Consider the following 12955-nt stretch of genomic DNA (forward strand, 5'->3'; position numbering starts at 1 on the left):
TTCACTATCTTTAAACCTAAAATCCACAATTATGAAACTATTAAATATTATATTTTTCAGTGTGCTATTTATTCAAGTTGCATTTGGTCAGGCAGATAGAGATGCTGTAAACCAGGTTATGGATCAATGGCATAAGGCCGCTGGGGAGGCGAATTTCAAGGAATACTTCGATTTAATGGGTGAATCCTCGATTTTCATTGGTACAGATGCTACCGAGCGTTGGAATAAGCAAGAATTTATGGACTATGCGAAGCCACATTTCGATAAAGGAAAGGCGTGGAATTTTACAAGTTTGGAAAGAAATGTAGATTTTTCTGAAGATGGCAAAACAGCATGGATAGATGAGTTGTTAAATACACAGATGAAAATCTGTAGGGGTTCAGGGGTATTGGTTAAGGAAAATGGTAAATGGTTGATCAAACATTATGTTTTGTCGATGACCATTCCAAATGATTTGGTAGATCAAGTTGTGCCACTGAAGTCAGATATAGAAGACAAAATAATAGAAGAATATAAATTAAAATAAGGATAATTATGTTAGTGAAACACGAACAATCAGACAATAAGGGAGCATTTTTTGCTGAAGAAGATGGAAAGAGAATTGGCGAAATGACATATTCAAAGGCTGGTCCTGGTAAGATTATAATCGATCATACGGAGGTTGATCCTGAAGAAAAAGGGAAAGGGATTGGTTCTGTTCTACTTGAAAAGGCAGTTGAGTTTGCTAGGGATAATAATCTGAAGATATTATCTTTATGCCCATTTGCAAAAGCACAATTTGATCGTGATGTCAATATTCGCGATGTTCTTTTTTAATAGTAAAGGAAGATTTATTTATTAAAACAAAAACATCAAAAAACAATATGAAAGCAGTAGTTATAGGGGGTACCGGAGCAACAGGAAGAGAATTAGTCCTTCAATTATTAGAGGATCGTCGAGTGGAATCAGTAACAGTCTTGGTAAGAAGGCCGTTTTTTCCATCAGAACCGAAACTTAAGGAAGTGGTCGTTGATTTTGATCGCTTGGAAGATTATCGAGTGTTTATCGATGGCGATACAGCATTCTCGACTTTGGGTACTACTTTAAAAGCTGCTGGAAGTAAAGAAGCACAATGGGTAGTAGATTACGATTATCAATTGAAATTTGCTGCCCTTTGTAAATTAAACAGGATTTCAACTTTTGTTTTATTGTCTTCAGCTCAAGCAAGCGTGACCTCACGCTTTCATTACACCAAAATGAAAGGATTGCTCGAAGAAGCGGTTAAAGCCTTAAATTTTCCAAAATTAGTTATCGTCCGCCCAGGACCGATTGACCGACCTAATACGGATAGGCGTGGTGAAAGAATTGCTGTAAAAGCACTTAAATTCTTGAATTCCTATGGATTATTTAAAACCTATAAACCTATCAGTACAATGGAATTGGCAAAAGCGATCAAGGAATCTTCATTTGAAGATAAAGAAGGTTTGGTAGACGTTTATAACCCTAAAGAAATTTGGGGTGAGGAGGGTGACGAAGGTTAATGATTGTCTAAATTTTCAGGTTATTCTATTGAGAAAAGTCAAAGATTTTTGATATTCCATCATTATTTTGGCTTTTATGGCTATTTAAAATTGATTTTATTATCTTTAGGCGAATTTAAAAAAAGAGCTCATTACGCTTTTTAATTTTCACTAATAATTGCAAAATAATATCATTTCAATAGAAAATTATGTCATCTAAAATCATTTACACAAAAACAGATGAAGCGCCTTTATTGGCAACGTATTCATTTCTACCTATCGTTCAATCATTTGCAAAAACTGCTAATATTGAAGTAGAATTAAGAGATATTTCTTTAGCAGGACGTATCCTAGCTAATCTAAACGAATATTTATCAGCAGAACAAAAAACTGCTGATACTTTAGCAGAATTAGGTCAATTGGCAACTACTCCAGATGCTAATATTATTAAATTGCCTAACATTTCTGCTTCTATCCCACAATTAAAAGCTGCTATTGCTGAATTGCAAAAAGCAGGATATAATATTCCTAATTATCCAGATTCACCTGCAAATGCAGAAGAAGAGAAAATTAAAGCTGCGTATGCTAAAGTTTTAGGATCTGCTGTAAACCCAGTTTTACGCGAAGGTAACTCTGACCGCCGTGCCCCAAAAGCTGTGAAAAATTATGCGAAAGCAAATCCTCATAGAATGGGAACTTGGGCTAATGACAGCAAAACAAAAGTTACTTCAATGAAAGAAGGTGACTTCTACGGTTCTGAACAATCATTAACTCTTGACCAAGACAGCCAATTTAAAATTGAGTTTGTTGGATCAAGTGGTGAAACAAAAGAATTAAAAGGATTAGGAAACCTTAAAGCGGGTGAAGTAATCGATTCTTCAGTTATGCACGTTGCTAAATTGAAAGAATTTGTTGCTCAAGCAATTCAAGAAGCTAAAGAAGCTGGTGTATTATTATCAGCTCACTTGAAAGCGACTATGATGAAAGTTTCTGACCCAATTATCTTCGGAGCTATCGTTGAGGTTTATTTTAAAGATGTATTCGCTAAATATGGCGAATTATTCAAAGAATTGGGCATCAATAAAAACAATGGTTTAGGTGAGGTGTATGCTAAGATTGCCGGAACTCCACAAGAAGCTGAAGTAAAAGCAGCAATCGACGCTGCAATTGCGAATGGTCCAGATTTGGCAATGGTGAATTCTGATAAAGGAATCACAAACCTACATGTTCCTTCAGATGTTATCGTTGATGCATCTATGCCAGCAATGATTCGTATTGGTGGAAAAATGTGGGACAAAAACGGTGCTGAACAAGATACTTTAGCAATTATTCCTGATAGATCATATGCTGGAATTTACGAAGCAGTAATTGAAGACTGTAAAGTAAATGGTGCTTATGATCCTAAAACCATGGGTTCAGTTCCAAATGTTGGTTTAATGGCTCAGAAAGCTGAAGAATACGGTTCGCATGATAAAACTTTCCAAGCGACAGAAAACGGTGTAATCCGTGTGGTTGATAACAATGGAAAAACATTGATGGAACAGAAAGTTGAAGAAGGTGATATCTTCCGTATGTGTCAAACTAAGGATGCTCCAATTCAGGATTGGGTTAAATTAGCTGTTAATCGTGCTCGTTTATCTTCTACTCCTGCAGTTTTCTGGTTAGATGAAAACCGTGCTCATGATAGAGAAATCATCAAAAAAGTAAACAAATATTTAGCTGACCACGATACAACAGGTTTAGATATCCGTATCCTTTCTCCAATAGAAGCAACAAAATTCTCGATCGATAGAATCCGTAAAGGTGAAGATACGATTTCGGTAACTGGAAACGTTTTGCGTGACTATTTAACTGACTTGTTCCCGATCTTGGAATTAGGTACATCTGCAAAGATGTTGTCTATTGTTCCATTGATGAATGGCGGTGGTTTATTTGAGACTGGTGCTGGAGGTTCAGCTCCTAAGCACGTTGAGCAATTTTTGGAAGAAGGTTATTTGCGTTGGGATTCTTTAGGTGAATTCTTGGCATTGCAAGCTTCTTTGGAACATTTAGCACAAACTCAAAACAACGAGAAAGCTCAAGTATTAGCTGATGCTTTAGATGAGGCAAATGCTAAATTCTTGGCAAATGATAAATCTCCAGCTCGTAAAGTTGGACAAATTGACAACCGTGGTTCTCATTTCTACCTAGCAACTTACTGGGCTGAAGCGTTGGCAAATCAAACAAAGGATGCAGAATTGGCGGCTAAATTTGCTGACCTTGCAAAAGCATTGACAGAACAAGAAGCTAAGATCAATGAAGAATTAATCGCTGCTCAAGGTAAAGCACAAGAAATCGGTGGATATTATTTCCCTAATGATGAATTGGCTAGCAAAGCTATGCGCCCTTCAGCAACATTAAATGCTGCAATTGACGCTTTATAGTATTCTATACCATAAAAAAAGAACCCCTGATTAAATTTAATCAGGGGTTCTTTTTTTTACATTTCGCATCTTACTCTCTATTGCCTTTTAGATTGAAATTCCTTATTTTTAATATTATATACAACATAAACCTATTTCAATGAGTAATACTAAAAACAGTAGAAGGAGTTTTTTACAACGTAGTGCTTTGGGTGCTGCAGCAGTTTTGACAAGCCCAAGTTGGATGACTTCGAGCGCTTCCGAATCAGTTGAAAAGATGGCGGATCAAAATGCCATTAAATTGGGAATTGCTGGTTATAGCTTTGTAAATTTTAATTTGGAGCAGTCTTTAGCCATGATGAAAAGAATGGATGTAAGATACTTATGCATCAAGGATTTTCATTTACCATTAGATAGTACTGCGGAACAAATTGCAGCATTTCATCAGAAATTGGCGGATTCTAATGTTAAAGGATATGCTGTAGGTCCATTGTATATGAAGACTAAGGCTGAGATTGACAGAGCTTTTGATTATTGCAAAAGAGTAGGTGTAGATCTGATGATTGGAATACCCGAAATCAAAGATTTACCATATGTTGCTCAAAAAGCTAAAGAATATAATATTAAATACGGAATCCATAATCATGGTCCTGAGGATAAAATTTATCCAAATGCTACGGTAATCTGGAATCAAATAAAAGATTTGGATAAAAATTTGGGTATGTGCTTTGACATGGGGCATAATATGCGGGATGGTCAAGATCCAATAAAAGATTTGGGAAGATATAAATCTAGAATATTTGATATCCACTTGAAAAATGTAACGGCAGCAGATGCGAAAGGATCAACATGCGAATTAGGAAGAGGAGTGATCGATATCCCTGCATTTGTAAAAGAATTATTGAAAATAAAATATCCTGGCGTATGCAGTATTGAATTTGAAAAAGATATGAAAGATCCATTAGCTGGAATCGCTGAATCTGTAGGTTTTTTCCGAGGGGTATTGAGCGCAGTTTAAAAATTAAAAATATTTTGTTTTAAAGGAATGGACATTTTGGTCATTCCTTTTTTTGATTTTAGGTTATAGCTTATCATTTTATTAAGGTTTTAATCTGAAACTTAATTTTCTATTAAATGTTCTGTATTAAGCGGATGTTAATTTAATTGAATCTAAAAATTAAGTAAATTTATATGGATAAACCTTTGTGTATGAAGATAGCTTTATTTTTCCTACTGAACTTGCTGTTCATACATAGCTATGCACAAAGGAGTTTTACTTTAATGAATCCCAAAATTAATTCTTTCAAATTTGAGATTAATGGAAATTTAATAATTGTTCCAGTGAAGGTGAATGGCGTAGAGTTGTCATTCTTATTAGACACCGGAGTAAAGGAAACTATTTTATTTGCTAGTCCACAGGATTCTGTGCCTTTAGAAAATGTATCTAAAGTTAAGTTTTCTGGGATTGGCATTGAAGATGGTGTTGAGGGAGTGATGGCTGTTGGAAATGAAATTTTGGTTGGCGAAACACTATTGGATAGTACCCATAATATTTTTGTGATTGATGGTGAGGAATTGGATCTTTCGAGTCATATTGGTGTACCCATCAATGGAATATTGGGAAGTCGGTTTTTTGAGGACTACCTGATCAAGGTAGATTACTTGAAAAATAGGATTTACATTTATGACTCCTATGAATATCCTGAAAAACTCACCAAAAATTTTACTAGAGTACCGATTGAGCTAGAAAGAAGCAGACCCTATGTTAAAATTGATCTAGATCTTGGAGATCGTCAATTAACACAGGCAAAAATGCTGGTTGATATGGGGAATTCAGACGGTCTGTTAGTATTTCCATTTCTTTTGGATTCATTTCAAGTCCATGAGCCAAGGATTTATGATTTTATCGGAAGGGGATTCAATGGTTTGAAATTCGGTTTCAGAAACAGAATCGAAGGGTTTACTTGGACTGATTTTTATATCAATCAACCGATCGTTTCTTATCCAGACTCTAATGCTGTGCATGCTGCAAAATTAGCTGTCAATAGGGTAGGATCTATTGGTAACCAAGTATTACAGCATTTCCATGTGATTTTTAATTATCCTCAGAATGAAATCTATTTGAAGAAAAACCGGAATTTCAATAAAAAGTTTGAAATCAATATGGCTGGGCTGGATATTAAACATGATGGACTGGAATGGACACAACGAAGGATCCCGACAAATATTGGTAAAAGACAGGATGGCGCATCAGGTGGCATTAGTGTCTATAGTCAAGAAGAATTCAAGTATGAGTTTTCATTGAGGCCAATTTATAAAGTCGGGAATGTTAGGGAGGGTTCACCGGCAGATTTAGCAGGGGTTCAAGTTGATGATGAAATATTGAAGATTAATGGTTCATCTGCACAAAACATGAAATTGAAGCAGATTATTGGTAAATTTCTGCATAAAGAAGGAGATATAATTCGATTGGTTTTGAAAAGAGGAGTAGAAGAGGTAAAGGCTGAGTTTAAATTGATTGACCCGATACCTTATAAAAAGGATATATAAAAAAAGGGATAAAAAAAGCCTCGAGATTATCGAGGCTTTTATTTTATTCGTTTACAACTCCCATATTACTGAATTTGTCTATTCTTTCAGTAACTAGGGTTGATGTATCTTTAGCTTTTAGAATTGTCAGATCTGATAAGATTCTGTTTTTTACATTAAGTGCAGTTGCTTCAGGATCTTGGTGAGCCCCTCCAACTGGTTCTTCGATAATTCCGTCGATCAAACCATTTCCAAGCATATCTTCAGCAGTTAATTTCAATGCTTCAGCAGCTCTTTCTTTTTGATCCCAGCTTCTCCATAAGATAGAAGAACAAGATTCTGGTGAAATAACAGAATACCATGTGTTCTGCAACATGTAAACTCTATCACCAATACCTATTCCTAATGCTCCACCAGATGCTCCTTCACCAATCACGATACAAATAATTGGAACTTTTAAAACTGCCATTTCACGAAGGTTTCTAGCAATAGCTTCTCCTTGTCCACGTTCTTCAGCTTCTAAACCAGGATAAGCACCCATGGTATCGATTAGTGTTACAACTGGTTTGTTGAATTTCTCTGCCATTTTCATCAGGCGTAGAGCTTTTCTATATCCTTCAGGATTTGCCATCCCGAAATTGCGGAATTGACGTTCTTTAGTGTTTTTACCTTTTTGATGACCAATAACCATTACAGATTGTCCACCGATAGTAGCAAATCCACCAACAATTGCTTTGTCATCTTTGATATTTCTATCTCCATGCAATTCGATGAAATCATCGCAAATCAAATCAATATAGTCGAATGTTTGTGGTCTATCGGGATGTCTTGACATCTGAACTTTTTGCCAGCCAGTCATGTTGCTATACACCTCAACTTTTGTTTCCTCCAGTTTCTCCTCCAATTCGCGAACAGTAGCACTCATATCTACTTTGGTTTTTTCTTCTACTTGTTTAACCTTTTCAATCTGCATCTGTAAATCAGCAATCGGCTTTTCAAAATCAAATGTCGTCTCCATATTTACCTGTTTGGTGTCATTTAAGCGGAAGCTAAGTTACTTGTTTTTTAAGAATTATAAAATGTTATTTAGCCTTAACATCAATTTATTTCCAATAAAAAACTATTTTATAGCTGATAATAAGCATAATAACAAAACGGCAGCAACACTTGTTTTGTGTTGTACTTAAAAAAATAATATATTGATGCCCATGAATGCAGCCACACAAGAAAACAAACCGAAAATTCCTTGGGCTTTTATAGGAAAAGTATTGCTTGTGATAATTATTATCTATAGCCATATCTATTTTGAAAAAGATATAGAGGAAAGAAAACTGCTCGCTCAGTTCTTGAGAGGTCTATATTCATTTTTGATACCGAGTATCGTCCTTTCTATGTTCAGATTCTTGGTGATCATGCTTTATAATGCACGAAATTCCAAAAAGAGAGAACGCGGTAATTTTGTTTTGGGCATAAATAGGCTGACAGCAGTTTTAAATACAATATTCTTTGTTATCGCCATTATGACTGCATTTGGTATCAATCCTAAAGAGTTTATTACCAGTATGACCATTGTTGCCATGGCCATTGCTGTTATATTCAGAGATTATATCACCAATATGATATCCGGATTGATCGTGATGTTTTCAGAGCAGCTTTCAGTTGGTGACCGGATAAAAGTTGGTGAACATAAAGGTAGGATTATCGACATTACTTTTGCTAACCTAGTTTTGCAGGATGAAGAAGATGATATAGTGATGGTGCCCAACAATATGGTATTTACTTCGACATTTATGAACCTTTCGGCACATCAATCTAGTTTGTTTACTGTTCGATTTGAATTACCATTGGAAGTTTCTCTTCATTTTGAAGAACTAGAAGAGCATTTGAAGTTAAGTTTAGTAACTCATCCTAACCTTAAAATAAAAGATGATGAATTTAAGATTAAGGTCATGGAAATAGGAAAGGATATGGTGCGTTATAAATTGGACTTACATGCAGTAACCAACAGTAATCGTATGCATCGAGATATTGAAAACGAAATTCTAAGAGAGATTATTAAGTTCGAAAGGAAAATCCTTAAATCTTCCTAACCTTTACTCTTTTAATAAAGTGCTCAGAACCTTTTTTCAGGATCAGATCAGCTCTGTATCTTGTTGGAAGGATGTTTTCATGTAAGTTAGGCCTGTTGATTTCATTCCAAATCTGTCGAGCCATTGCATAACTTTCTTCTTCAGTTAGATTGGCGTATTTATGGAAATATGAAGCTGAATTCTGAAAGGCTGTTGCTCTTAAGGATTCAAACCTGTCAATATACCATGAAACGATGTTTTTCTCATCTGCATCTACGTAGATTGAAAAATCAAAGAAATCTGAAACGAAGACCCCATTCTTTCTTGAATTTACCTGTAGGACATTGATTCCTTCAACGATCAGAACGTCAGGCTGAGAAATCAGCAACTTTTCATTGCTCAATACATCATACTCCAAGTGGGAATATAAGGGGACAGTAACTTGAGATTTGCCAGATTTTATGTCAGCAAGAAACTGAAGGAGTTTTTTCGTGTCATAACTTTCTGGGAAACCTTTTCTATTTAGGATATTGCGCTTGATTAATTCTTTATTGGGATAAAGGAAACCATCAGTAGTTACCAGTTCTACTTTAGGTTTGTTGGGAAGGAGGGACAGGACTTTAGTCAATACCCTTGCTGTTGTACTTTTACCTACAGCCACCGACCCGGCGATACCTATAATAAAGGGTAACTTTCTATCATTGCGCTTGAAAAATACATTGCTTTTAGAATGCAATTCTTGAAAATTGTGAATATGAACTTCCAACAAGTGTGCTAAAGGAATATAAATATCCTCAATTTCATCCATGGTCAACGGCTCGTTGAGGGCGTGCAGTTGATCTAAATCTTCCTCTTGAATGGAATGGGACAATTGACCGTTCAATCTTTTCCATTGTTCGCGAGTAAAATTCTGGAACGGACTTGTAAAAGTATGTTCACTTATAGATGGCATGGTAATTTATTTTTTCAAGTCGCAAATATACAATCAAGAATTGTTTTTTACTTGCATTGTATCAATTAGATTACTTTCAATGACAATAGGGTTCATTAACATCTTATGTACCGGACATTTTTCACCTATTGCGTAGATTCTTCTTTTTTGTTCCTCATCAAGGTCTCCTTCGATAAATATATTGCATTTAATAAAGGTTGTTTGCTGTTGTTCGCTTTTTTGAACCTCACTGGAAACTTTGATATCGATTTTGTCGACTTTCCATTTTTTTCTGTTGGCATACATTCTCATTGTAATTGCCTTACAGGCTCCAACAGATGATAGCAATAATTGTGAGGGTGCAAGGCCTTTATTTTGACCTCCGAGCTCGATGGGTTCGTCTGCTAATATTTCTAAATCGTCGTATGAAATTGTAGTGGTATAACTTTCTTCACCAATACTGACCAATACCTCTGCCATATTTATTAATTATCCTCCTCTAATAATCCTTTTATAATCAATGTTCCTGTTGCTACGTTTGTTGCCAATGGTACATTCCATAGGTCACATATACGCATCAACATTTGAATATCAGGTTCATGCGCATGCTTACCTAATGGGTCTCTAAAGAATATAATCCCTTGGATTTTTCCTTCAGCTGCCATTGCAGCAATCTGTGCATCTCCGCCTTTTGGTCCAGAGAGCTTTAATTCGACTGGTAAACCTGTTTGTTGTATATAAGAACCTGTAGTTCCTGTTGCCACGATATGGGCTTTTGCTAATTCTTCTTGATGATCTTTGACGAAGGCAACCATTTCGGCTTTCTTCCCATCATGTGCAATTAAAGCTATTGTTTTTGCCATTTGAATTGAATGTTTGCGTGTTGTTGATATCGCTTGGATAAGATAACAAAAATAATTGGGGAAGGTTATTTAAACACTAAGAAAATGTCAAATATGTGAGAAATTTCTATATATTTGCACCCACATTCAGGAGAGATGTCAGAGTGGTCGAATGAGCAGACCTGGAAAGTCTGTATACGGGATGACTGTATCGAGGGTTCGAATCCCTCTCTCTCCGCAATTAGCATTCTATATGTTGTAAGAACCGCATCAGGGATTTAGGTAATAAAACACTTAAATCCCTTTTCTTTGTGCTTTAAACGCATATAAAGATACAAAATTCATACCATTACAGCGCACATTTTTGTTATATATTTTATAAGGATTATTTGTGAATTCACATAAATCTCGCCACACTTTCGCCACACTTTTTTAATTTAGAAAGTATATACCCCTAACAGCGCACTGATTGAGGTCTTATATATTTTATAAAAAGAACTGGATGGTAGGGGAATAGTTTGAGGTGAAGTTTTATTGGGAACTTAAAATGGGATTGAGGTTGAGGTGAGATAAAGGTAATAGATGTTGGAGAAAAGAAAGGGGCATTTACATCCCCTTTCATAAACTCAACTTAAAATACCTGTAAAACAAATAATTATGGATATCAAACATATAATTTTTCCATCACATATACAACTGAAAACAGCATATAATCACCTTCAAACTATATTATCTATCTATTATACTCAATGGTTATAAAATATATAACCGAATATTATTCAATTTTTTTGTTAATTAATAAAATCCTATTTATTATGGATTCATAAGTGTTTTTTCCATTAAAGATTTCAGAAGAAAAGCCTCTTAATGTATGAAGGAAATTAAAAAAATCTGAATTGAGGTTTGTACAGATTAATATTCTCAGAAATTCTTTATCATTTATTCCGACTTTGCTATTATTCAATGTCATATTAAACATACTTATATGTATTTCTATGTTTCTCAATGAATCATATAATTCAAATTCAAGTTCTTCCAATGTTCTAATAATATCTTCATTTCGGGTTTCAACATCAATTACAATATCTTTAAATACTTTGTAGTCGTTATCTTTTATTAATGGTAAACTTATTTCAAGTTGTCTATATACAATGTCCAATGCTCTATTAAATTCAACATCTTTCCGATTATCTTCTATTTCTGCTTGTTGTATGTTAATCTGTTCCTTCTGCGATTGGTAAGCCTTATAAACGAAGTATATTGTTATTATAGATACTATTAAGGTTATTATGCTTACTACAGCTTGTATATTGTCTGCTGTGGTCGATTCTTTTGTTGAATTACTTATGTTATAGTATAGACTAAAGAACAGGATTATTGAAAATCCGATTAGTACGGTTTTTATTTCTCTGTTTGACATCTTTTTAATTGGTATGTTTTTTTGTAGATTCTTTAAATTGAAATTATTGAGGTTACTTGATTATTTGAGATTAGGTGAAATGGTAGAATTGAATATTATTCATTAAAGTCTGCCTTGAAAAATGCTAGGGATTTTTTTGCCTCTTTTATTACATCAAGGATAATATTATTGACATTGTCACTTTTGTCTGATAGGTCAAATTTACTGCTCCAATCCACATATAATGTGTAAAACCTTTCAATATTAGATTCTAATTTTACGTCTATATTCCATAAAATAATATAGACTAATTTCAGTTTGTGGTCGTGTGACAAACCTCTAACATTCAAAAGTTTTTTATACGCTGAAAATTCTTTATTCAAGAACTGAAAGAAATATAAAATCTCGTGGCTATTCAACAAGAATATATTATATGATTCCTTAAGGTTGTTATTTCTTTCTTCCCTTACAGGAGAATTGATATAATTAGTATACCTGTTATAATTTACTTTCTGATTAATAGGTTTAAATCTTTTATTAGTAAATTCCAATTGTCTATATACTATGTCCAATGCTCTGTTGTATTCTAATTCTTGGTCTTTCTTGAAATTATCTTCTTTCTGTTGGTGAAAATTGATGTATAGAAATGCTATTGTTACTATGTTGATTACACCCCCTACATACGCTATAACAGTACCTATTGCTTCAAAACGGTTGTTTGTATCGATAAACCCTGTCCAATACTCATATATACTAATACCCCATAATGGTGATAGTATTACCAAAGCGATTAGGAAAAAAGCGATAACAGGAATTGCGAACTCAATAATTTTTTTCATACTATTTTTGGTTTGGATTTGTATATTATACAAATCTATAGTTTTTAATTTATTTTTACTGACTTATATAATATATAACAAATCTGACCATCAGAAACACACCTAGAATCAATTATCTTTTTGTTTTAATATAAGTAGTCCAAAACAATGCAAAGTGTCTTAAAACGTCTTATTTTACGTGTACTGACCTTATGTATTCCTGTAACTTTTCTATCTCCCTGTTAGATGTCTCTTGGTCGTAATAGTTGTCCATATATTCTTTAAGAATTGCTATTGCATCTTTGTACATATGGTATTCTATAAGCTTCATAGACCTTCTCCAAACAGATATCCTCACATAGTCATTGCTGTAGTCTTTTTTCCTGAAAAGGGGATGGTATTCTTCCAAAATCTGTTTTATCTTTTTCATATGACCAAGATAGGGATACTAAAAATATTAGCAAAG

The 12955-nt window shown here is 34.4% G+C and carries 14 protein-coding genes and 1 tRNA gene; 8 read left to right on the forward strand and 7 right to left on the reverse strand.

Going from position 1 to position 12955, the window contains the following annotated elements; all coding sequences use genetic code 11:
• The first annotated feature begins 31 nt into the window (after positions 1-31).
• From CRT24_RS03335 to CRT24_RS03360, 6 genes are all read left to right on the forward strand, one after another.
• Positions 32-526, forward strand: a complete 495-nt coding sequence (locus CRT24_RS03335) for a nuclear transport factor 2 family protein (protein WP_099369830.1) — start codon at positions 32-34, stop codon at positions 524-526.
• 8 nt (positions 527-534) lie between these two features.
• Positions 535-816, forward strand: coding sequence for a GNAT family N-acetyltransferase (locus CRT24_RS03340; protein ID WP_099369831.1), 282 nt, complete (start codon positions 535-537; stop codon positions 814-816).
• Between the two features lie 47 nt (positions 817-863).
• Positions 864-1520, forward strand: a complete 657-nt coding sequence (locus CRT24_RS03345) for an NAD(P)H-binding protein (RefSeq protein WP_138091475.1) — start codon at positions 864-866, stop codon at positions 1518-1520.
• A 188-nt stretch (positions 1521-1708) separates the two neighbouring features.
• Positions 1709-3922: an NADP-dependent isocitrate dehydrogenase gene (locus CRT24_RS03350; RefSeq protein WP_099369832.1), complete on the forward strand. Its 2214-nt coding sequence runs from the start codon at positions 1709-1711 to the stop codon at positions 3920-3922.
• 139 nt (positions 3923-4061) lie between these two features.
• Positions 4062-4919 (forward strand): sugar phosphate isomerase/epimerase, encoded by an 858-nt coding sequence (locus CRT24_RS03355; protein ID WP_099369833.1) that lies wholly within the window; start codon positions 4062-4064, stop codon positions 4917-4919.
• Positions 4920-5110: 191 nt separating this feature from the next.
• Positions 5111-6451 (forward strand): PDZ domain-containing protein, encoded by a 1341-nt coding sequence (locus tag CRT24_RS03360; RefSeq protein WP_180269054.1) that lies wholly within the window; start codon positions 5111-5113, stop codon positions 6449-6451.
• 43 nt (positions 6452-6494) lie between these two features.
• On the opposite strand, the gene CRT24_RS03365 is transcribed toward CRT24_RS03360, so the two are convergent.
• Positions 6495-7448 (reverse strand): acetyl-CoA carboxylase carboxyltransferase subunit alpha, encoded by a 954-nt coding sequence (locus CRT24_RS03365; RefSeq protein WP_099369835.1) that lies wholly within the window; start codon positions 7446-7448, stop codon positions 6495-6497.
• A gap of 190 nt (positions 7449-7638) precedes the next feature.
• Here CRT24_RS03365 and CRT24_RS03370 point away from each other — a divergent pair, with 190 nt between their 5' ends.
• Positions 7639-8520: a mechanosensitive ion channel family protein gene (locus CRT24_RS03370; RefSeq protein WP_099369956.1), complete on the forward strand. Its 882-nt coding sequence runs from the start codon at positions 7639-7641 to the stop codon at positions 8518-8520.
• Here CRT24_RS03370 and coaA read toward each other — a convergent pair.
• From coaA to CRT24_RS03385, 3 genes are read right to left on the reverse strand one after another with little or no spacing between them, the layout of a single operon-like run.
• Positions 8507-9451, reverse strand: a complete 945-nt coding sequence (gene coaA, locus CRT24_RS03375) for a type I pantothenate kinase (RefSeq protein ID WP_099369836.1) — start codon at positions 9449-9451, stop codon at positions 8507-8509. The two genes, CRT24_RS03370 and coaA, sit on opposite strands and share 14 nt — an antisense overlap.
• Before the next feature lie 33 nt (positions 9452-9484).
• Positions 9485-9910, reverse strand: a complete 426-nt coding sequence (locus tag CRT24_RS03380) for an OsmC family protein (protein ID WP_099369837.1) — start codon at positions 9908-9910, stop codon at positions 9485-9487.
• A 5-nt stretch (positions 9911-9915) separates the two neighbouring features.
• Positions 9916-10293, reverse strand: coding sequence for a methylglyoxal synthase (locus tag CRT24_RS03385; protein ID WP_099369838.1), 378 nt, complete (start codon positions 10291-10293; stop codon positions 9916-9918).
• Positions 10294-10422: 129 nt separating this feature from the next.
• Between CRT24_RS03385 and CRT24_RS03390 the strand changes: the two genes are divergently transcribed.
• Positions 10423-10510: transfer RNA gene (locus tag CRT24_RS03390), tRNA-Ser, on the forward strand.
• Between the two features lie 537 nt (positions 10511-11047).
• Here the strand turns inward: CRT24_RS03390 and CRT24_RS03395 are convergent.
• From CRT24_RS03395 to CRT24_RS03405, 3 genes are all read right to left on the reverse strand, one after another.
• Complete coding sequence (locus tag CRT24_RS03395; RefSeq protein ID WP_099369839.1) at positions 11048-11692, reverse strand: hypothetical protein; 645 nt, start codon at positions 11690-11692, stop codon at positions 11048-11050.
• A 95-nt stretch (positions 11693-11787) separates the two neighbouring features.
• Positions 11788-12510 carry a hypothetical protein gene (locus CRT24_RS03400; protein ID WP_099369840.1) on the reverse strand — a complete coding sequence of 241 codons (723 nt, stop codon included), beginning with the start codon at positions 12508-12510 and terminating at the stop codon, positions 11788-11790.
• Between the two features lie 169 nt (positions 12511-12679).
• Positions 12680-12919 carry a hypothetical protein gene (locus tag CRT24_RS03405; RefSeq protein ID WP_099369841.1) on the reverse strand — a complete coding sequence of 80 codons (240 nt, stop codon included), beginning with the start codon at positions 12917-12919 and terminating at the stop codon, positions 12680-12682.
• Positions 12920-12955: the final 36 nt, after the last annotated feature.

Source organism: Sphingobacterium sp. 1.A.5 (genome assembly GCF_002734235.1).
Lineage (GTDB): Bacteria > Bacteroidota > Bacteroidia > Sphingobacteriales > Sphingobacteriaceae > Sphingobacterium > Sphingobacterium daejeonense.

Bases quoted from the DNA above. Each gene is read 5' to 3' on its own strand.
- CRT24_RS03370 (WP_099369956.1), top strand. From the start codon at position 7,639: ATGAATGCAGCCACACAAGAAAACAAACCGAAAATTCCTTGGGCTTTT.
- CRT24_RS03405 (WP_099369841.1), bottom strand. From the start codon at position 12,919: ATGAAAAAGATAAAACAGATTTTGGAAGAATACCATCCCCTTTTCAGG.
- CRT24_RS03335 (WP_099369830.1), top strand. From the start codon at position 32: ATGAAACTATTAAATATTATATTTTTCAGTGTGCTATTTATTCAAGTT.
- CRT24_RS03380 (WP_099369837.1), bottom strand. From the start codon at position 9,910: ATGGCAGAGGTATTGGTCAGTATTGGTGAAGAAAGTTATACCACTACA.
- CRT24_RS03360 (WP_180269054.1), top strand. From the start codon at position 5,111: ATGAAGATAGCTTTATTTTTCCTACTGAACTTGCTGTTCATACATAGC.
- CRT24_RS03385 (WP_099369838.1), bottom strand. From the start codon at position 10,293: ATGGCAAAAACAATAGCTTTAATTGCACATGATGGGAAGAAAGCCGAA.
- CRT24_RS03365 (WP_099369835.1), bottom strand. From the start codon at position 7,448: ATGGAGACGACATTTGATTTTGAAAAGCCGATTGCTGATTTACAGATG.
- CRT24_RS03345 (WP_138091475.1), top strand. From the start codon at position 864: ATGAAAGCAGTAGTTATAGGGGGTACCGGAGCAACAGGAAGAGAATTA.
- coaA (WP_099369836.1), bottom strand. From the start codon at position 9,451: ATGCCATCTATAAGTGAACATACTTTTACAAGTCCGTTCCAGAATTTT.
- CRT24_RS03340 (WP_099369831.1), top strand. From the start codon at position 535: ATGTTAGTGAAACACGAACAATCAGACAATAAGGGAGCATTTTTTGCT.
- CRT24_RS03355 (WP_099369833.1), top strand. From the start codon at position 4,062: ATGAGTAATACTAAAAACAGTAGAAGGAGTTTTTTACAACGTAGTGCT.
- CRT24_RS03395 (WP_099369839.1), bottom strand. From the start codon at position 11,692: ATGTCAAACAGAGAAATAAAAACCGTACTAATCGGATTTTCAATAATC.
- CRT24_RS03350 (WP_099369832.1), top strand. From the start codon at position 1,709: ATGTCATCTAAAATCATTTACACAAAAACAGATGAAGCGCCTTTATTG.
- CRT24_RS03400 (WP_099369840.1), bottom strand. From the start codon at position 12,510: ATGAAAAAAATTATTGAGTTCGCAATTCCTGTTATCGCTTTTTTCCTA.